Genomic DNA, 24,708 nt, shown 5'->3' on the forward strand with positions numbered 1-24,708 from the left:
TGTGGCTGTGTGGGCTTGCGATGTCAAGCGGCGCAGGAAACGACGGTCCGCCGCGCCACGGCTTTGGCGCAATGCCGACCGGGCAAACCCAAGGGAACGCTCCATGCTGCATCACGTCACCGTCGGTCAGGGCAAGCCGCTGCTGATCCTGCATGGCACCCCGCTGGACCATCGCTACATGATGGAGGCGATCGAGCCGGTTTTTGACGGTCTGGACGGCTGGCAACGGATCTATCCCGACATGCCCGGCTATGGCCAAAGCCCGGCGCGCGACACAATTCGCAGTCAGGACGACCTGCTGGCCGCCGTAATGGATTTCGCCGCCCAGCGCCTGCCCGACACTCCCTTTGGCCTGATCGGATTGTCTCGCGGCAGCTATATCGCGCGCGGCATGGTCCATCTGCGCCCCGACTGGATCAAGGGCACCGCGCTGTTGCTGCCCGGCGGCAGCCCGTCCAGCGATCCGTCCCGCCTGCCGCCCCACCAGGTGATCGAACCAGACCCCTCGATGCGGGCCGAACTGGCAGAGGAAGACGTCTGGCGATTCGAGAATTTCATGGTGGTCCAACGGCGCGACATCCTCGAAAAGGCCCGCCGCACCGCCGGTCCCGCGCGCGCCCTGTGGGACGAGGCGCAGGAAAAGAGGGTCATGCAGGCCTTCGATTTCAGCTTTCACCAGCGCGGCGAGGCACCAGTCTTTGACGGGCCAAGCCTTATCGTGGCCGGACGGCAGGACAGCATGTCAGGTTATCGTGACGCCATCGACCTGATCGACCAGTTCCCCCGCGCCACCCTGTCGGTGCTGGACGCCGCCGGTCACGGGCTGGCCTTTGAACGCCCGGCGCTGTTGCAGGCCCTGCTGCGCGACTGGCTGGCGCGGCTGGATCACGGATGGCACAGCGCCTGACCGGGAGCTGTGCGCCCGGAAAAAACGCCGCTCAGCCTTGTCCGCGTTGCTTGCGCAAACGCGCGAAGTAATCGACCCGCTTGCGCAGATCCCGCTCGAACCCGCGTTCAACCGGCTCGTAGAATGCAGGGCGCTCCATGCTTTCCGGGAAATAGTCCTGCCCGGAAAAGCCGTCTTCGGCGTCGTGGTCATAGGCATAGCCCGCGCCATAGCCCTGATCCTTCATCAGCCCGGTGGGCGCGTTCAGGATATGTTTGGGCGGCATCAGGCTGCCGGTCTGTTTCGCGGAGCGGCGCGCGGCCTTGTAGGCCGCGTAGGCCGCGTTCGATTTCGGCGCCAGCGCGATGTAGACCAGCGCCTGCGCGATGGCCAATTCACCTTCCGGGCTGCCCAGCCGTTCGTAGGTGTTCCAACTGTCCAGACAAACCGCCTGCGCCTGCGGATCGGCCAGCCCGATATCCTCGACCGCCATTCGGGTGATCCGGCGCGCAAGGTAGCGCGGGTCTTCGCCCGCCTCCAGCATCCGCGCGTACCAATAGAGCGCCGCGTCGGGATCAGAGCCGCGCACCGATTTGTGCAAGGCAGAGATCAGATTGTAATGCCCGTCGCCGGATTTGTCGTAGACGGCGGCGCGCTTCATCAGCCGCGCTTTCAGCCCCTCGGTGGTCAGCGGCTTGTCCAGCCGCCATGACATCACCTGTTCCACAAGGTTCAAGAGCGCCCTGCCATCGCCATCGGCCATGTCCAGCAGCGCGGCCCGCGCGCCCTCATCCAAAGGCACGGGGCGGTCCAGAACGGTCTCGGCGCGCTGCACCAACAATTCCAGATCCTCGGCCCCCAGCCGTTCCAGCACCAGAACCTGCGCCCGGCTCAGAAGGGCGGCGTTCAGCTCGAACGAGGGGTTTTCCGTGGTCGCCCCCACCAGCAGGATCGTCCCGTCCTCCATATGCGGCAGAAACCCGTCCTGCTGCGCCTTGTTGAAACGGTGGATCTCGTCGACGAACAGCAGCGTGCCCTGCCCGGCCTTGCGGCGCATCTTGGCCGCCTCGAACACCTTGCGCAGTTCCGGCACACCGGAAAAGATCGCGCTGATCTGGACGAAGTGCAGGTCCGTCGCATCCGCCAAAAGCCGCGCGATGGTGGTCTTGCCCACCCCCGGCGGCCCCCAGAACACGATAGAGCCCAGTGACCCCGCCTCCAGCATCACGGTCAGCGGCGCCTCCGGCCCAAGGACCTGCCGCTGGCCGATCACCTCGTCCAGACGCGCAGGGCGCAGCCGGTCGGCCAGGGGGCGCGGCGCGCCCTTGGCGGGGGCCTCCCCCGCAGGCAAAGCCGCGTCGTTACGGTCGAAAAGATCCGCCACGCTCAGGCCCGGAACCGCAGGGCAATGCGCCGCTGCCCGCGCAGCAGTTCGATCTGGACCAGCGGGCCGGGGCGCCGCAACAGCTTTTGCACATCCCCCGGCGCGTCGATCCGGCGGCCATTGATGCCCAGCAACCTGTCACCGGCGGCCAGCCCGACCTGCGCGCCAAAGGGACCGGGATCCAGCACCACAACGCCGTCCGCATCGATCGGCAGACCCAGTTGCGCCACGACACGCGGATTGGCACGCCCCACCTGAAGCCCCGGCAGCACGGTAAACTCGCCAAGGCTGACCGCGTTGCTGGGCGGATCGTCGGGCGGAGAGATCATCGCCACGGTGGCGATCTGTTCGGCCCCGTCACGGACATAGATCACCTCTGCCGCGCGGCCGATGCCCCGGATCGACATGCGAAAGATCATCTCCGCGGGCGTGTTCACTGGCTGGCGGTCCACCTCGATCACCACATCGCCCACCTTCAGCCCCGCCTTGGCAAAGGGGCTGCTTGGGTGCAGTTGCGCGATCACCACGCCGCCCGGGATAACCAGACCAAGGCTTTCGGACAGTTCCGCATCCACCGGCTGACCGATGATGCCCGCCCAAGGCCGTTCGAACCGCGCCTTGCCGTTCTGCGCCTGTTCCACGAATTGCGACACCAGCCCCGAAGGAATGGCAAAGCCGATGCCGTTCGACCCGCCCGACCGGGTCAGGATAGAGGTGTTGACCCCGATCAACTGCCCAGAGATGTCGATCAGCGCGCCGCCCGAATTGCCCGGGTTGATCGGCGCGTCCGTCTGGATGAAATAGCCGCGTGCATTCCCCGTCGCCGTGCCCGACCGCGCAAGTCCCGACACGATACCGGAGGACACGGTCTGCCCCACACCAAAGGGGTTGCCGATGGCCAGCACCAGCTCGCCCACTTCGACGGTATCGCTGTCGCGCAGCTGCAGGTAGGGCATGTCCTCGGCCCCCTTCAGCTTGAGAATGGCAAGATCCGCCTCCTCATCGGCCAGCAACACCTCAGCCCCGAATTCGCGGCGGTCGTTCAACACCACGCGGATTTCCGTCGCCTGCCCGACCACGTGATTGTTGGACACCACGATCCCGTCGGAGGACAGGATCACACCAGAACCGAGAGAGTTCTGCACCCGCGGGCGCGACTGGAATTCGCGGAAGAAGTTGTTGAAAAACGGGTCAGAGGCAAAGGGGCTTTGGTCCCGCACGATCCTCTTGGCGTAGATGTTGACCACCGCCGGCGCGGCCTCTTTGACGAGAGGCGCAAAGCTCAGGCTGATCTCGGCCTGACTGGCCGGTACGCGTGGCTCATCCGCTGCGACGGGCGCGGCCAGCAAAATTAGGCAAAGAAAGGTACGCAGCATGAAAAGCTCCATCCTGATTTGAACCCTTAGGATATGTCCTCGCCACCGCCGCGTTGCAAGTTCCGACCTCTTGCGCGGGAATTGCAACTGGCCCGCATTTGCGCCATGACGGGTGCATGAACCGCGCGATCAAACCGAAACCAGAGACCCGAGCGCTTTCGGTGCATTTACTGACCGCGACCGGCGCGGTCTTTGCCATGCTGGCGATGCTGGCGGCGGTACAGGAAAAATGGTCGCTGATGTTCCTGTGGTTGGTGGTGGCCTTTGCCGTGGACGGCATCGACGGCCCGCTGGCGCGCAAATACGACGTCAAGACCTTTGCCCCCCGCTTTGACGGCGTGCTGCTGGACCTGATCATCGACTACCTGACCTATGTCTTCATCCCGGCCTTCGCGCTGTTTCAGGCCGGGTTGCTGCCGGGATGGACGGGATGGGCCGCGATCATCCTGATCACCTTTGCCAGCGCGATGTATTTTGCCGACAACCGCATGAAAACCTCGGACAATTCGTTCTGCGGCTTTCCCGGCTGCTGGAACATGCTGGTTCTGGTTCTGTTTGCGGTCAAACCGGATTTCTGGGTGATCCTGACCCTTGTCGCCGCTCTGGCGTTGGCCATGTTCCTGCCGCTGAAGTTCATTCACCCGGTGCGCACCCGCCGCTGGCGCGTGGTGTCCCTGCCGGTTGCGCTGGCTTGGACGGTCTTTGCCGGATGGGCGGCATGGGTCGATTTCCACCCGCAAAGCTGGGCGCATTGGGGGCTTTTGGGCACCTCGCTCTACCTGCTCTTTGCGGGCATCGCGCAGCAGATCATCCCGGAACGCAAGACCGCCTGACACGGGTCTTGTGAGGGGCCGTATCCTAACAAGAGGTAAAAACGCCTCTGTAAGCCATTGATCTTACAGAGGCGCAGTCGTGTCCACGCGTGGACACCCCATCAGGAGCGCAGCCGCCAGCCGGTCCTGAAGATCCACCAGATCACCACCATGCACAGCGCCGTGAACCCGGCGATGGCCATCAGGCTCAGTCCCACAGGCACGTCCGCCAGCCCAAAGAAACTCCACCGGAAACCGGAGACGAGGTAGACCACCGGGTTGAACAGCGCCACCGTCTGCCACGCGGGGGGCAGCATCGAGATCGAGTAGAATGACCCGCCAAGGAAAACCAGCGGCGTCACGATCAACAGAGGCACCAGTTGCAACTGCTCAAAGCTCTTGGCCCAGATCCCGATGATGAATCCCATCAGGGAAAAGCTGATGCAGGTCAGGATCAGAAAGGCCGCCATCGCCGCCGGGTGCTGGATTTCCAGGTCCACGAACAGCGACGCCGTCCCCAGGATCACCACCCCGATGAACAGCGCCTTCGTCGCCGCCGCGCCCACATAGCCCAGCACGATCTCAAGGAAATTCACCGGGGCCGAGAGAAGCTCGTAGATGGTGCCGCTGAACTTGGGGAAATAGATCGCGAAGGATGCGTTCGAAATGCCCTGTGTCATCACCGACAGCATGATCAGTCCCGGCACGATGAAAGAGCCATAACTGACCCCTTCGACCTGATCTATGCGCGACCCGATGGCCGCGCCGAAGACCACGAAGTAAAGAGAGGTCGAGATCACCGGCGAGACAAAGCTCTGCAGGATGGTGCGGAAGAACCGCATCATCTCGAACCGGTAGATCGACCAGACCGCCTGAGCGTTCATTCCGCCGCCTCCTTTTCCTGTTCGGCGACCAAGCCGACAAAAATGTCCTCAAGCGAGTTCTGCGCCGTGTGCACGTCCCGCACCTTGCAGCCCGCTTCGGCCAAGAGGCCCATCAGCCGCCCGATGCCCGTGCGCTCTGCCTGGGTGTCGTAGCGATAGGTCAGCGTCAGCCCGTCGTCGGACCGCCGCAGACCGTAGCCGGTGAGCGACGGTGGGATGGTCTCGATCGGCTCGCTCAATTCGACGGTCAGCTCCTTCTGACCCATGCGGGACATCAGGCTGGCCTTGTCCTCGACCAGCAGGATCTCACCCTTGTTGATGACGCCCACCCGGTCGGCCATTGCCTCGGCCTCTTCGATGTAATGGGTGGTCAGGATGATGGTGACGCCGTCGCGCTGCAGTTCACGCACCGTTTCCCACATGTCGCGGCGCAGTTCCACGTCGACCCCGGCGGTCGGCTCATCAAGGAACAGAACGCGCGGCTCATGCGCCAGCGCCTTGCCGATCAACACCCGGCGTTTCATCCCGCCGGACAGCTCCATCACCCTCGCATCGCGTTTGTCCCAAAGCGACAGCCTGCGCAGGGTGTTTTCGATCAGCGCCTCGTTCGGCTTTTTGCCGAACAACCCACGTGAGAACCGCAGCGCGTCAATGACCTTGGAAAAGGGTTCAAGGGTGATTTCCTGCGGCACCAGACCGATCAGGCTGCGCGCAGCCCGGTAACCCGTAACCACGTCATGCCCGCCGACGTGGATCGTGCCGCCGGTGATCTTCGTGATCCCGCAGATCGCGGTGATCAACGTTGTCTTGCCCGCCCCGTTCGGGCCGAGCAGGGCAAGGATCTCACCCTCCTGAATCTCAAGCGAGACACCTTTCAGCGCCTCGAAACCGGACTCGTAAGCCTTCCGCACATTGCGGATTTCCACCATGGGCATGGGATGCCCTCCTTGTTCGCGTGGCCGGAACCTAATGGCTAAAGCGGGATGTGCAATTCCGCAGAAATGCATAGACACCATGCATGTCGCAAACAGACTGGCCCCCGGCGCCCGGACAGCCTAAGGCCGGGACATGACGGACGCATTGAACCGGCCCGGTCTGGGCATTCTCTTTATTTGTATCGGCACTCTGGCAATCTCTGTGAACGACCTGCTGATCAAGGTGCTGTCGGGTGGCTATCCGCTGCACCAGATGGTGTTCACGCGCTCCGCCATCGGGCTGCTGTTCACGCTTGCCTTTGTCATGGCAGAGGGCGGGTTCAGCATCCTGCGCACCCGGACACCGGGGATTCACCTGTTTCGCGGATTGCTCGTCGTGCTGGCCAACATGACCTTTTATGCGGCGGTGGCGGTGCTGCCGCTGGCGCAGGCCACGGCCCTGTTCTTTGTCGCGCCGCTCTTCATCACGGTGCTGTCCATTCCCCTGCTGGGGGAAAAGGTCGGCCCGCTTCGCATCGGCGCCGTCGTCGTGGGTTTCGTTGGCGTGGTCGTCATGCAGGAGCCTTGGAAGACCAACCTTGAGGTCTCTCGCGCCGTGTTGCTGCTGCCGGTCATCGCCGCGGCGCTTTATGCGCTGATGCAGGTGCTGACCCGGCGGCTGGGCGTGACGACGCGGGCCTCAGCCATGGCGGTCTATATTCAGGGGACGTTTCTGTTGGTCTCGGCAGGGTTTTACCTTGTCGCCGGTGACGGTCGGTTCGCCGAGGGTGTCGAGAACGAAAGCCTCATTTTTCTTCTGCGCGCCTGGACATGGCCCGCGCCGGGCGACTGGCCCGTGTTCATCGGGCTTGGCATCTGCTCGGGCGCGGTCGGCTACTGCCTCAGCGCGGCCTACCGGATGGCAAATGCCGCCACCATCGCGCCGTTTGAATACATCGGGCTGCCGATGGCCATCCTCTGGGGTTGGATGATCTTCGGCGACTGGCCGGTGGCCGCCACCTGGGCGGGGTGTATCTTGATCATCGGCGCGGGCATCTTCGTATTCCTGCGCGAACAGGCCCGCGCGCGTCCCCTGCCCGGCCGCCGCACGCGGTGGGGACGTCGGTAGGCTCAACCGAAGCCGTCGCTGCCGTGTTTCAGCAGGATCGGCACCACCAGATCCTCTTCGTCCTCGAGGTGGCGCAAGAGCAGGCCCTCGAAAGCGGCAACCTCGTCCCGGAACGCGCCAACCTCTGACTGCTGCTGCAGGACGCCGTTCGCCGACGTAGCAAAGCGATGCAGCAAACCGTCCATGGCATGGTGATCACGATCGAGGATCTCGAACCCGCGTGACAGGCTGCGCTCACGGTTGATCAATTGCGGAAAATAATGGTGATCCTCGATCTGATGGTGCCCGTGCAACTGCTGCAACAGCATCGAGCCATAGCGCGAGAGCCGCCCCTGCATCCGCTGTGGGTCAAGCTGCCCATCGATGACCGCCTCGGCATCCTCGCGCAGCGTTTCGCAGATCCGGCGGAACATCATGTGGCGTTCCATCCAGAACGCCACCAGATCGCCGAAGTTCGTGTGCCCCTCCCATCCTTCGCGGGGGAAGTCATTGCGCAGGGCATACAGCGCGTCGGGCAGCGCCGTGCGCCGTGTCAGGTCAAGATCGTTGTTCATGGGGCGCAGGGTGGCGCACCCCGTACCAAAGTCAACGCATCACGTGCACAGCACATTGCGCGTGGCGCACAACCTTGGCCGCGGTGGAACCCAGCAGCAGGTCCTGCATGCCCGGCCGGTGCGAGGATATGACGATCAGGTCCGCACCGTTGTCGGCGGCCCAGTCCAGAATGGTACGACCGGAATGGCCGGACACGACAATGGAGCGCGCACCCGGAACGTCCGCTGCCATCGCGGCAAGCTCGTTTTCGACAGACTTGCGCGCCTGCGCAGTGTAATCCGCCGGCAGATAGCTGGACACATATCCCGGTACCTCTTCCATCACGTGCAGAAAGGTGATCGCGGCCCCCTCTTCGGAGAGCTTTTGGGCCACATCGGTTGCCGCGCGCGCCTTGGCTGCGCTGCCTTCTTCGAAAGCGACGGGGATCAGTATGTTCTTGTACATCGGGTCTCCTCCTGATCATGACAGCATCGCGCAGGGCAGACAGCCTTGCCTTGATACAGGTCATGCCCGGTCGCGCCACCATGCAGCCACAATCGCGCCACGATCCCCTAATAAACCAAGGGTCGGTGACAGAACGCACTGCTGCATGATCTCCAGCCGTTTTCAGAACGGGTCGGCGGAATCCCGATCGCCCTGCGCCGCTCGCGCCGGGCCGACTGCAAGGAGAATGCGTCGTGCGTTACCTGATCGTCGAAACCAATTGGACCCTGATGACCCTCGCCAAGGAACTGGCCAAGGCCGGGCTTCTGCTGACGCGCACCGACCGCCCCGAGGACATCGCGCATTTCCTTCACATGGCGCCAGCGGACCTCTTGATCCTTGACGCGCAACTGCTTGAGGTCGATGGCCTGTCGCTGGCCCGGCTGCGGCGCGCCCAACCCAACATGCCGATCGCCCTGATCGCCAAGGACCCTACCCACGCACAGATAGCCAGATGGCTGGAGGCCGGGGCGGATACCGTCCTGCACGACGAAACTCCGCCCGAAGAAGCGGTGATTTACCTCGCCGCGATAGCGCGGCGGGCGCATGGTGTGGCGCAGCCGTGGTTGGGCTATGGCCCCCTGCGCATCGATCTGCATCGCCGAAAGGCCTATCTCAGCGACTGCCCGATCAAGCTGAGTCCCAAGGTTTACGAAATGCTCGAATACATGGCGCTTCGGCCCCGGCGATTGGTCAGCCGACCGGCGCTGCTGAGCCACATCTACGGGCTGGAGGACGAACCGGATGCACGGGTCTTTGATGTCTATGTCTGCAATCTGCGCGCCTGCCTTCAGGCCAGCGAGGGCTCGGTGGACATCGAAACAGTGCGCGGCGCGGGTTATCGGTTCTCCGCCGCCGGACAGGACGATGCCATTGCAGCCTGACCATCGCTGCCTGCCTCCTGCGCGGGCCGCAATGCCCGGTTCAGAAGGTCGCCGCCACCTCGTACAGCACCGGCTCGAAACTGCGGCACAATCCGCTGAGATTGCGGTTCCTCTCTCGCATTTCGGGTGAGCGCAGCATCGCAAGGAAATCCTCGCGCTTTTCCCACTGGGAATAGTTCGCGATCCGGGTCTGGGCATCATTGACGTGCAGCCCGGCAGCGATGAACCCCGGCTGTTTCGAGATGAAAGCCGCATAGGCATCGTTCAGCGCGTCCAGCAAATCCTGACATTGGCCGGGCGTGGTTTCAAAGGTGGTGATGACGGTCTGCGCCTGCGCATCGACGGAAATCTTTGGCATGTGAATCCTCCTGCTGGGATCACTTTGGCACGGATTATAGCGTTGCCAAACCCCCGCGATTGGCTTGCAGCTTGCCCGCCTTCCGGCGGAATTCCTTGACAGCGCAGGGGGCGGAAGGCCACACAGCCTCAAGAGGCAAAGAATAGGCGCAAAAGCGCAGCAGAGCAGGACCAAGGCCGATGAGCAGCACTCAACGAATCGAGGAGGCGCTCCGCGACTCCATCATCTCGCGTCCGGACATGATTCTGGACGACAAGGACCTGATGCAGGCGCTGATCGCGGCAAACGAACGCGCCATGGGCGGCAATATCATCGACCTGCGCGGCATCGCGATGGAGCGTCTGGAATCCCGGCTGGACCGGCTGGAGGACACCCATCGCAGCGTCATCGCTGCTGCCTATGAAAACCTTGCCGGAACAAACCAGATTCACCGCGCGGTCCTGCGGATGCTGGACCCGGTGGAATTCGAGACCTTCCTGCATGATCTTGGTGGCGAGGTGGCGCAGATCCTTCGGATCGACGCGATCCGTCTGGTGCTTGAAACCGCGCAGGAAGAGGATGATCCGGTCGTGCACCGGCTGGGCGATGTGCTGTCGGTGGCGGAACCCGGCTTTGTCGAGGCCTATATCGGCGAAGGCAACGAACGCCCGGTGACATTGCGCCAGGTTCAGGCCGGCAGTGCCTCGATCTTTGGCGCGCGGGCGGACTACATCCGGTCGGAGGCCTGCCTGCGACTGGATTTCGGCCCCGGTCGTCTGCCCGGCCTGTTGGTCATGGGCGCAGAGGATCCGCATCAGTTCACCCCGCAGCAGGGCACCGATCTGTTGGCCTTTTTCGGCGGCGTTTTCGAACGTGCCATGCGCAGGTGGCTGGCCTGAGGCACGCCGGGGAGGCCGCGCATGTCGCTGGAGATTTCCCCTGCATCGCGTGACGCACTGGCAAATTGGCTGGAGTCCTGCAAGGCGCTGGACGGTGCGTCCGAGAATACGCTGACCGCCTATCGTGGCGACGTGCTGGATTTCATCGCCTTCCTGACCGCGCATCACGCCGAACCGCAGGGCCTTGCACCGTTGATGCGGGTCACGACCACCGACATGCGGTCATGGATGGCGCATTTGCGGCGGCAGCAGATTGGCGCGCGTTCGGTCGCGCGCAAGCTGTCTGCAGTCAAGAGTTTCTACCGCTGGCTGGCACAGCGCGAGGGGATCGAACCCACCGCCGTGCTGTCGGCCCGCGCCCCCAAGTTCCAGAAGAAACTGCCGCGCCCCCTGTCCGAAGATGCCGCCAAGGCAATGATCGAGACCGTGGAACTGCAATCCCGGGACGGCTGGCAAGGGGCGCGGGATGCCGCCGTTGTCACGTTGCTCTATGGCTGTGGCCTGCGGATTTCAGAGGCGCTTGGCCTGAAGGGACGGGACCTGCCTCTGGGATCCTCACTGCGCATCCTTGGAAAGGGCGGAAAGGAACGGATCGTGCCGGTCCTTCCGGTCGCCCGCTCGGCCGTGGAAACCTACCTGCGGTTATGTCCGCATCCGGTCGAGCCGGATCAGGCCTTGTTCCGTGGCGCACGGGGCGGGGCGCTGAACCCCAGATTGGTGGCCAAGGCCACCGAAAGGGCGCGGATGCAGTTGGGTCTGCCTGCCACGGCCACGCCCCATGCCATGCGGCACAGCTTCGCCACGCATCTGCTGTCCGCCGGGGGCGATCTGCGCGCGATTCAGGAACTGCTGGGCCATGCCTCGCTGTCCACGACGCAGGCCTATACGGCCGTGGACGAGGTGCATTTGATGAAGGTCTACGAGGCGTCGCACCCCAAAGCGGGATAATTTCCAACCGCGCAACAATATTGCGAATTTGTCACGAAAGTTGAAAAAAATGGCATTTTCAGCCATCCTTTTCACGCGGCACGTCCGTCGAGACGACCTTTTGAAAAGGAAATGCAGATGCCCAATCAGTTTATGCACAAAATTCAATCGTTTCTTCGTACGGCAGGTTTCGCCGTGGCTTTTGCAGGCGGCCTGACGCTTGCCGAATCCGTTCAGGCAGAGGAATGGGTACACGGTGCCGGATGGCAAATCTGGGACGACGCCACGGCCCAAGAAGCCTGTCCCAGCGTTTGTTCGGCCTCCAACATGAGCTATGCCGGTTACTGGGAGGATGACGGCTCCGGCTCCTATACCTCGTGGTGTTATTGCGATGCGAACCAGGCCGGATACACCGATCCGGGGTATTCTGATCCCGGCTACACCGACAACACGACAGCCGACCCCGGCTATGTCGACCCCGGCACCATCACCCCGCCCGCCTACTCCGGCGGAGGTGGCGGCGGCGATTTCAACTCGCAGATCCTGCAGGCGCATAACACGGTGCGCGCCAACCACGGTGCGCCAGCGCTAAGCTGGTCGGCGCAGTTGCAGGCCAGCGCGCAAGAATGGGCACAGGTGCTGCAAAGTCAGGGCTGCAACCTGCAACACAGCCCGCGCGGCAAGTATCAGGCCGGTGAGAACCTCTGGGGCGGCTGGAGCAGCGGTGGCGCTCTGAACGCGGCAAAGGATTCGGTTGATGGATGGTACTGGTGTGAAATCGGTCAGTACCAGCCGGGTATGGGCTTCACCTATGAGACCGGCCATTACACGCAGGTAATCTGGAGATCGACAACGCAGCTTGGATGCGCACAGGCCAGCTGTGGCCAGCAGCAGGTTTCGGTCTGCCATTACAGCCAGCCCGGCAACATGGCAGGCGCGTTCGACCAGAACGTCGCGCATCAGTACCTGCAAAAACCCGCGGGCATCCGGTGCAACTGACGCCCTCTGACTGACCGCCGCGGGCAGCAGGGGCTGACCCGGTCGGGTGCGCCTGATGCGCGCCCGACTTTTTCCATGGCTTGACTTGCCCGGCCGACTGTTGCCGGATTGGCGGCAGAACGGGATCAGACAGGAAAGCGTTGGACATGCAACTTCTCAAGGCCGGGCCATCGCCCTTTGTCCGCAAGGTTCTGGTGACCCTGCACGAAACCGGGCAGGTCGACGATGTCGAACAGGTCGATGTCACCGCATCACCCATGGCGCCGGATCCAAAGCTGATCGCCGCCAATCCCATGGGCAAAATCCCGGCGCTGATGCGCAACGACGGGCCAACGCTGTATGACAGCCGGGTGATCTGCCGCTTTCTGGATGACCGCGCCAAAGCCGGACTTTATCCGGAGAATCGCCTGTGGGACACGCTGACGCTGGAGGCGACGGGGGACGGCATCATGGAGGCCGCGGTCCTGATCATCTACGAAGAACGCTTTCGCCCGGCTGAAAAGGTCTCGATGGAATGGATCGAAGGCCAATGGGCCAAGGTTTCGCGCGCGCTGGATGCGCTCAGCACCCGCTGGATGAGCCATCTGCACGGGCGCACGGACATGGGCCATATCGCTGTGGGCTGTGCACTGGGCTACCTCGATTTCCGGCACGAGGCGCGATCCTGGCGCACCGGCCGCGAATCCCTTGCCGACTGGTACGCCCAATTTGCGGAGCGGCCGTCGATGATCGCCACTACACCGACAGGCTGACATGAAAAAGGGCGGCCAGATGCCGCCCCGAGCAGACTGTTTGGCGGGCTCACCCCGCCGCCACGGTCAGAAGTTCAACGACAGACCGACGTTCAGCGCGTTGGTCTTGATATCCGTCTTGAAGGTGCCGCCGTCGTCAAAGGTGCCTTCGTTCTTGGAATAGGTGAACTGATACTCACCAAACACCGAAAAGCGGTCATTGATCGGATAGCTGGCGCCTGCCATCAAACGCGCCGCCGGGCCGGTCACCTGAAATCCGTAAGTCCGCGACCCGCTGCTGTGCTGTGCATCCACATGCGGAACCGCAACACCCAGACCGGCACCGACATAGGGCGTGAACTGCCCCCACTGGTCCGGCCAACGCTTCATCACGTTGGCGGTCACAACGTTATGGCCGTCCGTGAATTCCAGCCGCGAAAAGCCCAGCGCGGACTTGGCGGAATCGTCGGCATAGGCCTTGGTATGGGTGTATTCGAGACCGAAGCCAAGATTGTCAGTGCGCCACCACGTCGCGCGCGCGCCATAGTAGGGCGGCATCGTGAAGGGCTTGCCCTCCCAGCCGACAAGCTCATCATAGCTGCCGCCACCGCCGGGCAGATCGCCCGAGATTCGGCTATGGGGAAGGGTCTGCCAACCCAGATAAAAGGACAATTCGGTTTCCGCAGCGGCCGGGGCCGCCAGTGCCGCAATCACGCCTGCAGATAGAATCAACCGCTTCATCGGGCTCGCTCCATTCACCTAGATGCGGACATAAGCACTCGCCTACCCCGGATTCAACCGCGACAGATTCGCGCGAGCGCATACTGCGAGGCTTTTGCATCCTTTACCCCATAGGGGCACCTCGCTAATTAGCAAGGCTGAGCGGGGTCTGGAATCCGTCCGGATTCCGGAACCATGGGTTTTACCGCGGGCCGACGGCCCCACAGAAATGGAGCAACCTCGTGTCCCACGCAGAAGACCACGAAGGCACCAGAAGGGATTTCCTCTACTATGCCGCAGCCGGCGCCGGGGTCGTTACGACCGGTGCTGCTGTCTGGCCGATGGTCAACCAGATGAATCCTTCCGCAGACGTTCGTGCATTGTCGACCATTCGTGTCGATGTTTCGGGCGTCCAGCCCGGTACGCAGCTGACCGTCAAATGGCTGGGCAAGCCTGTCTTCATCCGTCACCGTACCGGGGCCGAGATTCAGGAAGCCAAGGAACAGGATGAGGCCTTTGAGGCCGGGCAGAGCGTTGTCGACGGCAACGCGCGCAACGCCAACCTTTCCGATCCGAACGCCCCGGCAACCGACGCCAACCGCACCATGCCGTCGCCGGAAGGCGAAGCGCCGCAGGCGTGGCTGGTCCAGATGGGCGTCTGCACGCACCTCGGCTGTGTGCCGCTGGGCGATGCCGGTGAATTTGGCGGCTGGTTCTGCCCCTGCCACGGTTCGCACTACGATCTGGCGGGCCGCATCCGCAAAGGCCCCGCCCCCGAAAACCTGCCTGTCCCGCCCGCCGAATGGGTCGACGACAGCACCATCCTGCTGGGTTAAGGAGCACAAGACATGGCTGGAATCCCGCACGACCATTATGAGCCGAAGACCGGCGCCGAGAAGTGGCTTCACTCTCGTCTGCCGATCGTCGGGCTCCTGTACGACACCATCATGATCCCCACCCCCAAGAACCTGAACTGGATGTGGATCTGGGGCATCATCCTGACATTCTGCCTTGTGCTGCAGATCGCCACCGGCATCGTACTGGTGATGCACTACACGCCGCATGTCGATCTGGCCTTTGCCTCGATCGAACACATCATGCGCAACGTGAACGGCGGCCACTTTATCCGCTACCTGCACATGAACGGCGCTTCGCTGTTCTTTGTCGCGGTCTACGCGCATATCTTCCGCGGTCTCTACTACGGCTCGTACAAGGCCCCGCGTGAGGTGACGTGGATCATCGGCATGCTGATCTACCTGTGCATGATGGGCACCGCCTTCATGGGCTACGTTCTGCCCTGGGGTCAGATGTCCTTCTGGGGCGCGACCGTGATCACCGGCCTGTTTGGTGCCATCCCGCTGATCGGCGAGCCGATCCAGACATGGCTGCTGGGCGGACCGGCGGTGGACAACGCCACGCTGAACCGCTTCTTCTCGCTGCACTACCTGCTGCCCTTCGTGATCGCCGCTCTCGTGGCTGTGCACATCTGGGCCTTCCACACCACGGGCAACAACAACCCGACCGGTGTCGAAGTGCGCCGCACCTCGAAGGCCGAAGCAGAGAAGGACACCGTTCCGTTCTGGCCCTACTACGTGATCAAGGACCTCTTCGCCCTTGCGGTGATCCTCGCGGTCTTCTTCGCGATCGTCGGCTTTATGCCGAACTACCTTGGCCACCCGGACAACTACATCGAAGCCAACCCGCTGGCGACGCCTGCGCACATCGTGCCGGAATGGTATTTCCTGCCGTTCTACGCGATCCTGCGTGCCTTCACCTCTGACGTCTGGCTGGTGCAGCTTGCGTCCTTCGTGACCGGCGGCATCATCGACGCCAAGTTCTTTGGCGTGCTGGCGATGTTCGGGGCCATCATCGTGATGGCGCTGGCACCGTGGCTGGACACCTCCTCGGTGCGTTCGGGCAAGTACCGTCCGCAGTTCAAGTGGTGGTTCTGGCTGCTGGTGATCGACTTCTTCGCGCTGATGTGGCTGGGCGCAATGCCCGCAGAAGAGCCCTACGCCAGCTTCTCGTTGATCGCTTCGGCCTACTGGTTCGCGTACTTCCTGATCATCCTGCCGCTGCTGGGTGTGATCGAAAAGCCGCTGCCGCAGCCCGAAACCATCGAAGCCGACTTCGACGCGCATTACCCGCCGAAGGATGAGGCGAAGGGCGCAGCCGCCCCGACCCCGGCGGAATAAGACAGAAGGACCGTAAGAGATGTTCAAGAAACTCACCCTCGCGGCCCTTGTGGCCTTCGGTCTGGCCGGCGGCGCACATGCCGCCGGCGGCGAGGCCCACGTGGAGGACTTTCAGTTCTCCTTCGAGGGCCCATTCGGCACCTGGGACCAGAACCAGTTGCAGCGCGGACTGAAGATCTACACCGAGGTCTGCTCTGCCTGCCACGGGCTGAAGTACGTCCCGATCCGTGATCTGGAAGCCCTCGGCTACTCCGAGGAGCAGGTCATCGCCTACGCCGAAACGATGGAAGTCTACGACGACGAGCTCGAAGATTTCCGCCCGGCCAAGCCGACCGATCACTTTCCGGAAAACACCGCCGTCGGTGCACCTGACCTGTCGATGATGGCCAAGGCACGCGCCGGTTTCCACGGCCCCTACGGACTGGGGATAAACCAGTTCTTCAAGGGCATCGGTGGCGCCGAATACATCGCGTCGCTGCTCACCGGCTACACCGGTGAGGAAAAGGAAGAAGCAGGCTCCATCCTGTACGAAAACCACGCCTTCCCCGGCGGCTGGATTTCGATGGCGCCGCCGCTTCTGGGCGAAGATGTCGATTTTGACGATGGTCACGACAACTCGCTGCACCACGAGGCGCAGGACCTTGCTGCCTTCCTGATGTGGACGGCGGAACCGAAGATGATGCAGCGCAAGGAAGCCGGTTTCATCGGCGTGTTCTTCCTCGTTGTCCTCTCGGTGCTGCTCTACCTCGTGAACAAGCGTATCTGGGCCCCGATTAAGCGCAAGCCGACCGCCTGATCGCGCCTTAGACCAAGACAGAAAAGCCCCGCCAATTCGGCGGGGCTTTTTCGTTTTCGGTACGTGTCGGGCGCTCTGTGTAGGGCGGGGTTTACCCCGCCACGCCGATATAGTCGCGAAAGGCCTGTGGCGGATCTTCGAAAAACCGATCCACCGCGACCGGCCCCTCCGCCTGCCCGTCGGCCACCAGCACAACATCCTGCGCAAAGCGCGCCGCGTCCCGGGGATCATGGGTAACCATGACCACCAGCGCGGTAAGGCTGTCGCCCACCTCGCGCACCAGATCCAGCATCTCGGCCTTCAGCGCGGGCCCCAGCGCCGAGAACGGCTCATCCAGCAGGATCACAGGTCGGGCCATCAACAGGACCCGCGCCAGCGCCGCGCGCCCCTGCTGGCCCCCGGACAGGGTGCCGGGCCTGCGGCCCTCCATCCCGTCCAGCCCAACGCGGCGCAGCGCCCCCTCGATCCGCGCCTTTGCCTCGCCATCCGGTTTGCGCCCGTCCGGGTGCAGAGCCAGACCCAGATTCCGCTCCAGCGTCAGATGCGGGAACAGGTTGCTGTCCTGAAACAGGATAGAGACGGGGCGTGCCTCCGGCGGGGCCTGCGTGATCTCGCGGTCCTGCCACAGGATGCGCCCGGTCTGCGGCAGCCGGAACCCGGCAATCGCATCCAGAAGGGTAGATTTCCCCGCTCCGGAGGGGCCGACCACCGCCACCCGCCGCCCCGGCGCTAGCGCCAGATCGGCTGTCAGGTCGCCCCCATCCATCGCCACGCGCACGTTTTCAAGTCGCAGCATTCACCCGCCCTCCACGATCGAACAGCCAGAACAGCGCAAGGCTGAGGCCCAGCAGCAATAGCGCCGCGCCCGCTGCGGCCTCCATCTGGTAAGAGCCCATCAGACGATAGACCTGCAAGGGCAGGGTCGCCCGGTCAGGATCCGCAAACAGGGCAATCACACCCAGATCCCCCATCGCCAGCGCCGCCGTCAATCCCGCGGCAAAGCCCATCGGGCGGCGCAGACGTGGCACCCAGACCAGCCGCAACCAAGCCCAGGATGTCATGCGCAGGGTCGCCCGCAACCGGCCATAATCGCGCTCGACCGCCTCTGCCTCTGGCCGCAGGATACGCAACGCAAATGGCAGCGCCATCAGCGCATTCACCAGCCCCGTGACCGGCAAGGCCATGTCGAACGGGTTCACGAATGGCCGCAGGATCAGGAACAGCCCGGTGCCCAGCACCAGCGGCGAAATCGCAATCGCGGGCAAGGCAAACAACTCTCCCCGTCGCGTCGCCAACGGCAAGGCCCATGCCATGCACAGCCCGGTGGAGCCAAGGGCGACCGTCAAGGAATGCCCCGCTGCCACAAGCGTGTCCGTCTTGATCAGCAGGAGTCCCGGGACCCCTCGCAGCACCACCGCTGCCAGGGGCACCAACAGGAACAGCCCCGCCGTACCGATCCACGCCCCGTCCCAGGCCCGCGCCATCCTGCCCTGCCCGTCCCAACGCGGCACCTCGCGGTCGCGGCCTGCGCCAAATCCGCTCTGCCCGGCCACGCGCAGGGCAATCAGCCCGGCGGCCAGCGCCAATCCCAGTTGCAGCACCGCCAGGGCTGCCGCGCGCCCAAGGTCAAAGTCGAAGCGCATCGCCTGATAGATCGCCAGTTCGACGGTCGTGGCCCGCGGCCCCCCGCCCAGCGTCAGCGCCACGGCGAAACTGGTCAGACAGATCACGAAGATCACCGTAAACGCCCCGGGCACCACGCGCGCAATCAAGGGGCCGTCCAACACCCGCCACTGCGCCCGTGCGCCCAGCCCCAATGATGCTGCCAGCCGGAAATGCTCTGCCGGGACCGCCTGCCACGCGGACAGCAGCATCCGGACCGCCAAGGGAAGGTTGAAAAACACATGCGCCAGCACAACCCCGTGCAGCCCGTAGATGTCGATCTTGGGCAACCCCAGCGCGCCAAGAACCGCGTTGACCAGTCCCGCCTGCCCAAACACCGCGATCAGACCCATGACCGCTACGATGACCGGCAAAATGAATGGCGCACCCAACAGCGTCACCAACAGCCCGCGCCCGACAAACCGTCTGCGCGCCAGCGCCTTGGCCACCGGCAGCGCCAGCACCACGCTGAACGAGGCCGACAAAAGCGCCTGCCACAGCGTGAACCGCACCGCCTGCCAATCCCCCGGGCCAAGAGCGCCAAAGCCTCCGGCCCGGGTCAGCACCACGCCCACCGGCCCCAGTGTCAGACACACCAGAGCCAGCGCCGCGATCAGCGCGACAGCGCGCGTCGCCATGCTTCGATGGCCTCGTTGCGCAGGTCCGCCGCCTCATCCTCGGAGTAGAACAGGACCTTTTCCGGCAGGTCGAGTTTCTGGAACCCTTCGGGCCATTGATCCTGCGGCAGCGCGGCCGGGATCGACCAGTTGCCGGTTGCGATCATGCCCTGAAAATCTTCGGACAGGATGAACTGCATGAACTGATCCGCCAATTCCGGTTGATCTGTCCCGGCCAGCTTGGCCGCCAGTTCCACCATGAAATAGTGACCCTCGGGGAAGATCGCCGCCTTCTTGGTATCATCGCCCTCGGCAATGATGTGATAGGCGGGCGAGGTGGTGTAGCTGAGCACCATGTCGGCTTCACCATCGGTGAACAGGCCATAGCTCTCCGACCAGCCCTTGGTCACCGTCACGATCTTGGGCGCCAGTTTTTCCCAGGCTGCCTCAGCGCTCTCGCCATAGACCGCCTGCACCCAGAGCACGAGCGCCAGACCGGAAATCGAGGTGCGCGGATCCTGAATGACCAGCCGCAGGTCGTCCGGCGCGTCCAGCAGGGCGTCGAAACTGGTCGGGACACTCTCCACCTTGGTCGTGTCGTAAACAAAGGCCGTATGACCAAAGTTGAACGGCAGGAACACGCTGTCCGTCCAGTCCAGCGGCAGGGTCAACGCGTCCAGCGCGACGCCGTGCTCCGCAAACAGGCCCGAGGCCCGCGCCTTTTGCGTGACATCGGTGTTCAGGCCGATCACCACGTCGGCCTCTGTCCGGTCCCCTTCCAGCAGCAGGCGGGGCAACAGGTCGCCGGGCTTGAACTGCAGATCGCAAGCGCAACGCGCCTCGAACAGCTCTTCGATCTTTGGGCCGGGGCCCCATTCCGAGACGAAATAATCGGGGGCGTAGACTGTCAGCACAGGAGCATCCGCCAAGGCCATGCTGGCGCTCAGGCATCCCGCTGCAACAGTGAAGGTCAGGTTTCTCATGACGTCCTCCAAAATTGCGGCGCAAGGGCAAGATTGGAGGCCTCGAAAGGTCCATACCTTCCCTCCGCCGGTTCTAACCGGTTCAGGTTCAACGGGTTCGTCCGGCAAACGGAAATCTCAGGTGGCTGTTACGCCACCACCCCGAGGTATTGGCAGACCTAGCGCCGCGCCGAAAACACTTCAAGGGAAACCGTGATTGTTGCCCTGATAGGGCCATCGAAACACCTCTCAGGCGATCCGCGATCCCCAAATTCCCTTTGCTTGCCTCGCGTTTGCCGTGGCGATTGGGGCGCAAGCCGGTCATCGGGCGCTGGAATAGGCTTGGCATTGCCGCTGCCCTTGCGTATCCCGCCTCGAAACGACCCGTTGCAAGGGAGGCTGCGCCCATGAGCATGAACAGCTACGGACATCTTTTCCGCGTCACCACCTGGGGTGAAAGCCACGGGCCGGCCCTTGGGGCAACGGTCGATGGTTGCCCGCCGGGGGTGGCGATCGACGAGGCGCAATTGCAGCATTGGCTGGACATGCGCAAGCCGGGCCAGAACAAGTTCACCACCCAGCGGCGCGAGCCGGATGCGGTGCGCATCCTGTCCGGCGTGTTCGAAGGGCGGACAACCGGCACGCCAGTACAGCTGATGATCGAAAACACCGATCAGCGCTCCAAGGATTACTCCGAGATCGCGCAGAAATTCCGCCCCGGCCACGCGGACATAACCTATTTCCAGAAATACGGGCTGCGCGATTACCGCGGCGGCGGCCGCTCTTCGGCACGGGAAACCGCGGCGCGAGTTGCAGCAGGCGGTCTGGCGAGGGCGGCGCTGGCGCATTTGCTGCCCGGGGTCGAGATCCGTGGCTACATGGTTCAGATGGGCCCACGAAAGGCGGACCGCAGCCGGTTTGACGATGCCCAGATCGACCAGAATCCATTCTGGTGCCCGGATCCGGTGGCGGCAGAGGACTGGGCCGGATACCTTGATGGATTGCGCAAGAATGGCGAAAGCGTTGGCGCGATGATCGAAGTGGTCGCGCGCGGCGTTCCCGCGGGTCTGGGTGCGCCGATCTACGCCAAGCTGGACACGGACCTTGCCGCCGCGATGATGTCGATCAACGCGGTCAAGGGCGTCGAGATCGGCGAAGGCATGGCGGCGGCTGCCCTGAAGGGCTCGCAGAATGCCGACGAGATTTACATGGGCGAGGATGGGCCGGTCTACAGCTCCAACCATGCCGGTGGCATTCTGGGTGGCATTTCATCGGGACAGGAAGTTGTCGTCCGCTTCGCGGTCAAGCCGACGTCCTCCATCCTGACGCCGCGCAAGACCATTACGGTGGACGGGCAAGAGACGGAGATTGTCACCAAGGGCCGCCATGACCCCTGTGTCGGCATCCGGGCCGTTCCGGTGGGTGAGGCCATGATGGCCTGTGTGATACTCGACCATCTGCTTTTGCATCGCGGTCAGATTGGCGATGCGGGTGGCAAGATCAGCCCTGCCTGACGCGGAACCTTCAGAGGATTAGAAATCCTTCCACTGGCCGTCTCCAGCGGCCAAGCGGGGAATTTCCATCGGCAGCGGCTCGGGGTCGTCCAATTCGGCGGACCAACTGCCATGAACCAATCGGTCATGCTGGCCCGGCTGCGGCGGTTCCTCTGGGGTGCAGTCTAAAGGTTTATCGCACCGGACACTCTTGTCGGCGATTGGATCTTTAGCGCGCTCCACCGGGGCGTTCCTGCCCCAATCGTCGACGTCCGTATTTGCAGCCGGTTGCGCCGCATCCGGCACCATCCCTGCGCTCCTTGCGATGTTCGTGTGACCACTGTTGGAGAACCGCGCCAGAACGTCTGTCAAACGCGCCGCCTCGACGCTCAGTTGCCGACTGGCGGAACTGGTCTGGCTGACCATGGCAGCGTTTTGCTGGGTCACCTTGTCCAGTTCGCTGACGCCAACGCTGATCTCCTGCACCCCGCTGGCCTGATCCCTGGCGGATCTGGCGATATCGGAGACGAGGCCCGAAACTTCGGTCACGCTGGCGACGATATGGGTCAATGTCGCGCTGGTTTCCTGCACCAGCTTTTCACCGTCTTCCACCTGCTGGGCGCTGTTCAACACCAGCTCCTTGATCTCGCTGGCAGACTCGGATGCGCGCTGCGCCAGCCCACGAACCTCTGACGCAACGACGGAAAAGCCCTTGCCGCTTTCGCCCGCGCGGGCGGCCTCGACCCCTGCGTTCAGGGCCAACAGGTTGGTCTGAAAGGCGATGTCGTCGATCACGGTGATGATCTGCGCGATCTGTTCGGAAGATTTTGCAATCGATCCCATGGCCTGCAGCGCACGGGCCATCACCTCGCCCCCCTGCTCCGCTCGCTCGCGGCCCTCCGTGACCTTGGAGTCGACGTTCTGGGCCTGTTCGGACGCCGCTTGGACGCTGGCCGACAATTCATCCAAGGCTGCCGCGGATTGTTCCAAGGTTGCGGCCTGAACTTCGGATCTACGGGACATTTCGTCGGACATTTCAGAAAGGTCCTGCGCATTTCCGTTGACCGTCTCGGCGCTGGCCTGAAGGGAGCCGACGAGGTCCCTCAGCGCCGCGGACAGGCTGTTGAAGTCGCTGCAGAGCGTGACATAGCTGTCCCCCAGATCCGCCCAGTCAGAGGCTTCGATCCGGCTGTCCAACGCGCCGTTTCGCAAGCTTGCCATTGCCGCCCCCACCGTCTGGAACAGCTCGACCCGGCGACCGTTCTCTGCTTTGGCGCGCTCTTCTGCCGCTTCCGCTGCGGCCAACTTGCCGCGCAGGTCTTCGAGATTGCGGGATATCATCCCCACCTCATCGGCGCGGTCGACGTCCGCAATTTCGGTCGAGTAATCATGATCCGCGAGCCGGGCGACGGAATCGCGCGCGCGGCGTATGGGCTGCGACAGGGAACGTCCAAAGACAAAGGCAAGGATCAGCGCCAGGGCCACCAGCAGGCCACTGCTCAGCAGTTGTTTCTGATCCGATGAGGCCGCGACGGCCTCCGCCTGTTCGCGCGCAGAAACGGCCGCAGATTCGAGCCCGTGGCCAATCTCTGCGATCTTGCCCTGCGCCTCGCGGATTGTCGGCAGGAAGACGTTCTTGACCGACTGCATCTGGCCAAAGAGCGCTTCGTTCCTTGCGTTCCCATAGTGTTTGGACAATCCGGCAACGGGCACGGCCGCCTCTTTCAGGTCGGCGATCAGCGCCGTGTTTGCCCCTTTGTCACCGTGGACGAACAAGTGCTCTGCGCTTTCAAGCGCTGCAATTGCGGCCGCCAACTCATCAGTGAACAGCTGCCATTCCGCGTCGTCCCCGGTCGAAAAGGCGACGAGGTGACCCTCGGCCTTGTCGAGTTTGTGGATCAGTTGCATCAGCGACAGGTTGTCGGCGTAGCTGGTACCCTGTTGTTCATATGCCGCTTGCATATCCGATTTGACGATCCACGACAGGACCCCCGCCACGGCCAGCATGACGACAAACATTGAGGCAAGGAAGAGCACCTGCACCCTGATCGGAAATCGGCCCATGTCACACCTTCGAATACCGGCTGCCGCCCCGGAAACGGAACGGCTTGCCTCATCGATGTAACCTCAGGCGGTAAACAAAGCTTTCCGCATCACCGGCGGAAATACCTACGACTTCCCAAGAGTTTTAGCGGACGCGCCCGGTAGGCGGGACAGTTGAACCGCCAGAATGCCCCCGGCGATCACCGCGACCCCCAGAAGATCCAGCGGGCGCAGTGTCTCCCCCAGTAGAAGGGCGGCGATCGCCACCCCGAAAAAGGGATTGAGAAAGTGGAACGTCGCCGCCCGGACCGCGCCAATCCTGTCGACCAGCAGGAACCAGACCAGTGTCGCCGCCAGCCCCGGAACGAACACTGTATAGGCAAAGGCCAGCAACAGATTGAGCGACCAATCGATTTGGAGGGTTTCCAGCGCAACGGCCGGAATGCTGAGCGCGACACAGCCGACCAGCATCTGCAGGCCGACCACCATCAGGAAATTGCCGCCCGACGTCGCGCCGCGCAGGCTTAGCGTGGCAACGGTCAGGGCGATCACGCCACCGATACAAAGCGCCAGCCCATAGAAATCAACGCCGCCGGTGAAGCGCACCCCCATAATCAGGGCGACCCCGACGATCCCTGCCAGCAACCCGGCAAGGGCAAGCGGCTTGGGCCTGTCGCCCAAAAAAGCCCAGCCGGACAATGCTACCAACAGCGGCATGGTCGAGGCGATGATGGCGGCCAGAGAGGCCTCGATCGTCTGCATGGCCACAAAGTTGAGGCCGAGATACAGCGCGTTCTGACATAGGCCGAAGATGATGGTCGCGCGCCACTGCCCACGAGTCAGATGCCAGCTTTGCCCCAAGAGACGCGCGATGGCGATGGCAAACAACCCCGAGATCAGAAAGCGAAGGGCGAGCGCCGACAAAGGCGGAGCGGCAGCCACGATGATACGGGCAGAGGTGAAGGCAGAGGACCACATCACCGCAAAGGCAAGGCCCATCAAGATCGCGCGAATATCCAT

General features: G+C 63.3%; 25 protein-coding genes and 1 riboswitch. Of the genes, 12 read left to right on the forward strand and 13 right to left on the reverse strand.

The annotated features are described in order from the left end of the window. Window positions 1–103 precede the first annotated feature (103 nt). Complete coding sequence (locus ACTXGA_RS11815) at window positions 104–907, forward strand: alpha/beta fold hydrolase (protein ID WP_443393861.1); 804 nt, start codon at window positions 104–106, stop codon at window positions 905–907. 31 nt (window positions 908–938) lie between these two features. On the opposite strand, the gene ACTXGA_RS11820 is transcribed toward ACTXGA_RS11815, so the two are convergent. Together ACTXGA_RS11820 and ACTXGA_RS11825 are read right to left on the reverse strand one after the other, a co-directional pair. Then, window positions 939–2,270: a replication-associated recombination protein A gene (locus ACTXGA_RS11820; protein WP_443393862.1), complete on the reverse strand. Its 1,332-nt coding sequence runs from the start codon at window positions 2,268–2,270 to the stop codon at window positions 939–941. A gap of 2 nt (window positions 2,271–2,272) precedes the next feature. Continuing rightward, complete coding sequence (locus ACTXGA_RS11825) at window positions 2,273–3,646, reverse strand: trypsin-like peptidase domain-containing protein (protein ID WP_443393864.1); 1,374 nt, start codon at window positions 3,644–3,646, stop codon at window positions 2,273–2,275. A 116-nt stretch (window positions 3,647–3,762) separates the two neighbouring features. On the opposite strand from ACTXGA_RS11825, the gene ACTXGA_RS11830 reads away from it, so the two are divergent. Beyond that, the gene (locus ACTXGA_RS11830) at window positions 3,763–4,479 is read left to right on the forward strand and encodes a CDP-alcohol phosphatidyltransferase family protein (protein ID WP_443393866.1); all 717 of its coding nucleotides are present in this window, start codon (window positions 3,763–3,765) and stop codon (window positions 4,477–4,479) included. A 101-nt stretch (window positions 4,480–4,580) separates the two neighbouring features. Here the strand turns inward: ACTXGA_RS11830 and ACTXGA_RS11835 are convergent, their stop codons facing one another. Both ACTXGA_RS11835 and ACTXGA_RS11840 read right to left on the reverse strand, forming a co-directional pair. After that, entirely contained in the window at window positions 4,581–5,342 is a 762-nt protein-coding gene (locus tag ACTXGA_RS11835; RefSeq protein ID WP_443393868.1) for an ABC transporter permease, read from the reverse strand. Next, window positions 5,339–6,277, reverse strand: coding sequence for an ABC transporter ATP-binding protein (locus ACTXGA_RS11840; RefSeq protein ID WP_443393870.1), 939 nt, complete (start codon window positions 6,275–6,277; stop codon window positions 5,339–5,341). Before ACTXGA_RS11840 ends, ACTXGA_RS11835 begins: the two co-directional genes overlap by 4 nt. Window positions 6,278–6,410: 133 nt before the next feature. On the opposite strand from ACTXGA_RS11840, the gene ACTXGA_RS11845 reads away from it, so the two are divergent. Then, window positions 6,411–7,385 (forward strand): DMT family transporter, encoded by a 975-nt coding sequence (locus tag ACTXGA_RS11845; RefSeq protein WP_443393872.1) that lies wholly within the window; start codon window positions 6,411–6,413, stop codon window positions 7,383–7,385. A 2-nt stretch (window positions 7,386–7,387) separates the two neighbouring features. On the opposite strand, the gene ACTXGA_RS11850 is transcribed toward ACTXGA_RS11845, so the two are convergent. Together ACTXGA_RS11850 and ACTXGA_RS11855 are read right to left on the reverse strand one after the other, a co-directional pair. Then, a complete protein-coding gene (locus tag ACTXGA_RS11850) occupies window positions 7,388–7,939 on the reverse strand; it encodes a hemerythrin domain-containing protein (protein WP_443393874.1) in 552 nt (183 codons plus the stop codon). Between the two features lie 31 nt (window positions 7,940–7,970). Further along, on the reverse strand, window positions 7,971–8,384 hold the full coding sequence (locus ACTXGA_RS11855) for a universal stress protein (RefSeq protein WP_443393876.1): 414 nt from the start codon (window positions 8,382–8,384) through the stop codon (window positions 7,971–7,973). 233 nt (window positions 8,385–8,617) lie between these two features. On the opposite strand from ACTXGA_RS11855, the gene ACTXGA_RS11860 reads away from it, so the two are divergent. Then, the gene (locus tag ACTXGA_RS11860; protein WP_443393878.1) at window positions 8,618–9,307 is read left to right on the forward strand and encodes a response regulator transcription factor; all 690 of its coding nucleotides are present in this window, start codon (window positions 8,618–8,620) and stop codon (window positions 9,305–9,307) included. A gap of 40 nt (window positions 9,308–9,347) precedes the next feature. Here the strand turns inward: ACTXGA_RS11860 and ACTXGA_RS11865 are convergent, their stop codons facing one another. Beyond that, entirely contained in the window at window positions 9,348–9,665 is a 318-nt protein-coding gene (locus tag ACTXGA_RS11865) for an antibiotic biosynthesis monooxygenase family protein (protein WP_443393880.1), read from the reverse strand. Between the two features lie 179 nt (window positions 9,666–9,844). Here ACTXGA_RS11865 and ACTXGA_RS11870 point away from each other — a divergent pair, with 179 nt between their 5' ends. The 4 genes from ACTXGA_RS11870 (at window position 9,845) to ACTXGA_RS11885 (ending at window position 13,221) form a co-directional block, all read left to right on the forward strand. Next, window positions 9,845–10,543, forward strand: a complete 699-nt coding sequence (locus ACTXGA_RS11870) for a DUF484 family protein (protein ID WP_443393882.1) — start codon at window positions 9,845–9,847, stop codon at window positions 10,541–10,543. Window positions 10,544–10,564: 21 nt separating this feature from the next. Next, a complete protein-coding gene (locus ACTXGA_RS11875) occupies window positions 10,565–11,491 on the forward strand; it encodes a tyrosine recombinase XerC (RefSeq protein ID WP_443393884.1) in 927 nt (308 codons plus the stop codon). A 174-nt stretch (window positions 11,492–11,665) separates the two neighbouring features. After that, complete coding sequence (locus ACTXGA_RS11880; RefSeq protein WP_443393886.1) at window positions 11,666–12,469, forward strand: CAP family protein; 804 nt, start codon at window positions 11,666–11,668, stop codon at window positions 12,467–12,469. A 146-nt stretch (window positions 12,470–12,615) separates the two neighbouring features. Continuing rightward, on the forward strand, window positions 12,616–13,221 hold the full coding sequence (locus tag ACTXGA_RS11885; protein WP_443393888.1) for a glutathione S-transferase: 606 nt from the start codon (window positions 12,616–12,618) through the stop codon (window positions 13,219–13,221). A 66-nt stretch (window positions 13,222–13,287) separates the two neighbouring features. Here ACTXGA_RS11885 and ACTXGA_RS11890 read toward each other — a convergent pair whose 3' ends face one another. Next, window positions 13,288–13,941, reverse strand: coding sequence for an outer membrane protein (locus ACTXGA_RS11890; RefSeq protein WP_443393890.1), 654 nt, complete (start codon window positions 13,939–13,941; stop codon window positions 13,288–13,290). A gap of 221 nt (window positions 13,942–14,162) precedes the next feature. Here ACTXGA_RS11890 and petA point away from each other — a divergent pair, with 221 nt between their 5' ends. The 3 genes from petA to ACTXGA_RS11905 are packed head-to-tail and all read left to right on the forward strand — an operon-like array spanning window position 14,163 to window position 16,911. Further along, window positions 14,163–14,756 (forward strand): ubiquinol-cytochrome c reductase iron-sulfur subunit, encoded by a 594-nt coding sequence (petA, locus tag ACTXGA_RS11895; protein ID WP_443393893.1) that lies wholly within the window; start codon window positions 14,163–14,165, stop codon window positions 14,754–14,756. Window positions 14,757–14,768: 12 nt separating this feature from the next. Then, window positions 14,769–16,115: a cytochrome b gene (petB, locus tag ACTXGA_RS11900; RefSeq protein ID WP_443393895.1), complete on the forward strand. Its 1,347-nt coding sequence runs from the start codon at window positions 14,769–14,771 to the stop codon at window positions 16,113–16,115. Between the two features lie 19 nt (window positions 16,116–16,134). Further along, window positions 16,135–16,911, forward strand: coding sequence for a cytochrome c1 (locus ACTXGA_RS11905; RefSeq protein ID WP_443393897.1), 777 nt, complete (start codon window positions 16,135–16,137; stop codon window positions 16,909–16,911). Between the two features lie 91 nt (window positions 16,912–17,002). On the opposite strand, the gene ACTXGA_RS11910 is transcribed toward ACTXGA_RS11905, so the two are convergent. From ACTXGA_RS11910 to thiB, 3 genes are read right to left on the reverse strand one after another with little or no spacing between them, the layout of a single operon-like run. Then, window positions 17,003–17,707, reverse strand: a complete 705-nt coding sequence (locus ACTXGA_RS11910; RefSeq protein ID WP_443393898.1) for a thiamine ABC transporter ATP-binding protein — start codon at window positions 17,705–17,707, stop codon at window positions 17,003–17,005. Continuing rightward, a complete protein-coding gene (locus ACTXGA_RS11915; RefSeq protein WP_443393900.1) occupies window positions 17,694–19,211 on the reverse strand; it encodes a thiamine/thiamine pyrophosphate ABC transporter permease ThiP in 1,518 nt (505 codons plus the stop codon). Before ACTXGA_RS11915 ends, ACTXGA_RS11910 begins: the two co-directional genes overlap by 14 nt. After that, entirely contained in the window at window positions 19,187–20,173 is a 987-nt protein-coding gene (thiB, locus tag ACTXGA_RS11920) for a thiamine ABC transporter substrate binding subunit (protein ID WP_443393901.1), read from the reverse strand. Before thiB ends, ACTXGA_RS11915 begins: the two co-directional genes overlap by 25 nt. A gap of 42 nt (window positions 20,174–20,215) precedes the next feature. Continuing rightward, window positions 20,216–20,327, reverse strand: a riboswitch (TPP riboswitch). A gap of 232 nt (window positions 20,328–20,559) precedes the next feature. Here thiB and aroC point away from each other — a divergent pair. After that, window positions 20,560–21,666, forward strand: a complete 1,107-nt coding sequence (aroC, locus tag ACTXGA_RS11925; protein WP_443393903.1) for a chorismate synthase — start codon at window positions 20,560–20,562, stop codon at window positions 21,664–21,666. Between the two features lie 18 nt (window positions 21,667–21,684). On the opposite strand, the gene ACTXGA_RS11930 is transcribed toward aroC, so the two are convergent. Both ACTXGA_RS11930 and ACTXGA_RS11935 read right to left on the reverse strand, forming a co-directional pair. Then, window positions 21,685–23,709 carry a methyl-accepting chemotaxis protein gene (locus ACTXGA_RS11930; protein WP_443393905.1) on the reverse strand — a complete coding sequence of 675 codons (2,025 nt, stop codon included), beginning with the start codon at window positions 23,707–23,709 and terminating at the stop codon, window positions 21,685–21,687. Window positions 23,710–23,814: 105 nt separating this feature from the next. Further along, entirely contained in the window at window positions 23,815–24,708 is an 894-nt protein-coding gene (locus ACTXGA_RS11935; RefSeq protein ID WP_443393907.1) for a DMT family transporter, read from the reverse strand.

It is taken from the genome of Antarctobacter jejuensis (genome assembly GCF_052266595.1).
GTDB lineage: Bacteria > Pseudomonadota > Alphaproteobacteria > Rhodobacterales > Rhodobacteraceae > Antarctobacter > Antarctobacter jejuensis.

Bases quoted from the DNA above. Each gene is read 5' to 3' on its own strand.
- ACTXGA_RS11840 (WP_443393870.1), bottom strand. From the start codon at position 6,277: ATGCCCATGGTGGAAATCCGCAATGTGCGGAAGGCTTACGAGTCCGGT.
- ACTXGA_RS11885 (WP_443393888.1), top strand. From the start codon at position 12,616: ATGCAACTTCTCAAGGCCGGGCCATCGCCCTTTGTCCGCAAGGTTCTG.
- ACTXGA_RS11935 (WP_443393907.1), bottom strand. From the start codon at position 24,708: ATGGATATTCGCGCGATCTTGATGGGCCTTGCCTTTGCGGTGATGTGG.
- ACTXGA_RS11835 (WP_443393868.1), bottom strand. From the start codon at position 5,342: ATGAACGCTCAGGCGGTCTGGTCGATCTACCGGTTCGAGATGATGCGG.
- ACTXGA_RS11830 (WP_443393866.1), top strand. From the start codon at position 3,763: ATGAACCGCGCGATCAAACCGAAACCAGAGACCCGAGCGCTTTCGGTG.
- aroC (WP_443393903.1), top strand. From the start codon at position 20,560: ATGAGCATGAACAGCTACGGACATCTTTTCCGCGTCACCACCTGGGGT.
- ACTXGA_RS11915 (WP_443393900.1), bottom strand. From the start codon at position 19,211: ATGGCGACGCGCGCTGTCGCGCTGATCGCGGCGCTGGCTCTGGTGTGT.
- petB (WP_443393895.1), top strand. From the start codon at position 14,769: ATGGCTGGAATCCCGCACGACCATTATGAGCCGAAGACCGGCGCCGAG.
- ACTXGA_RS11875 (WP_443393884.1), top strand. From the start codon at position 10,565: ATGTCGCTGGAGATTTCCCCTGCATCGCGTGACGCACTGGCAAATTGG.
- ACTXGA_RS11890 (WP_443393890.1), bottom strand. From the start codon at position 13,941: ATGAAGCGGTTGATTCTATCTGCAGGCGTGATTGCGGCACTGGCGGCC.
- ACTXGA_RS11865 (WP_443393880.1), bottom strand. From the start codon at position 9,665: ATGCCAAAGATTTCCGTCGATGCGCAGGCGCAGACCGTCATCACCACC.
- ACTXGA_RS11855 (WP_443393876.1), bottom strand. From the start codon at position 8,384: ATGTACAAGAACATACTGATCCCCGTCGCTTTCGAAGAAGGCAGCGCA.
- ACTXGA_RS11825 (WP_443393864.1), bottom strand. From the start codon at position 3,646: ATGCTGCGTACCTTTCTTTGCCTAATTTTGCTGGCCGCGCCCGTCGCA.
- ACTXGA_RS11845 (WP_443393872.1), top strand. From the start codon at position 6,411: ATGACGGACGCATTGAACCGGCCCGGTCTGGGCATTCTCTTTATTTGT.
- ACTXGA_RS11910 (WP_443393898.1), bottom strand. From the start codon at position 17,707: ATGCTGCGACTTGAAAACGTGCGCGTGGCGATGGATGGGGGCGACCTG.
- ACTXGA_RS11815 (WP_443393861.1), top strand. From the start codon at position 104: ATGCTGCATCACGTCACCGTCGGTCAGGGCAAGCCGCTGCTGATCCTG.
- ACTXGA_RS11905 (WP_443393897.1), top strand. From the start codon at position 16,135: ATGTTCAAGAAACTCACCCTCGCGGCCCTTGTGGCCTTCGGTCTGGCC.
- ACTXGA_RS11870 (WP_443393882.1), top strand. From the start codon at position 9,845: ATGAGCAGCACTCAACGAATCGAGGAGGCGCTCCGCGACTCCATCATC.
- thiB (WP_443393901.1), bottom strand. From the start codon at position 20,173: ATGAGAAACCTGACCTTCACTGTTGCAGCGGGATGCCTGAGCGCCAGC.
- ACTXGA_RS11850 (WP_443393874.1), bottom strand. From the start codon at position 7,939: ATGAACAACGATCTTGACCTGACACGGCGCACGGCGCTGCCCGACGCG.
- ACTXGA_RS11930 (WP_443393905.1), bottom strand. From the start codon at position 23,709: ATGGGCCGATTTCCGATCAGGGTGCAGGTGCTCTTCCTTGCCTCAATG.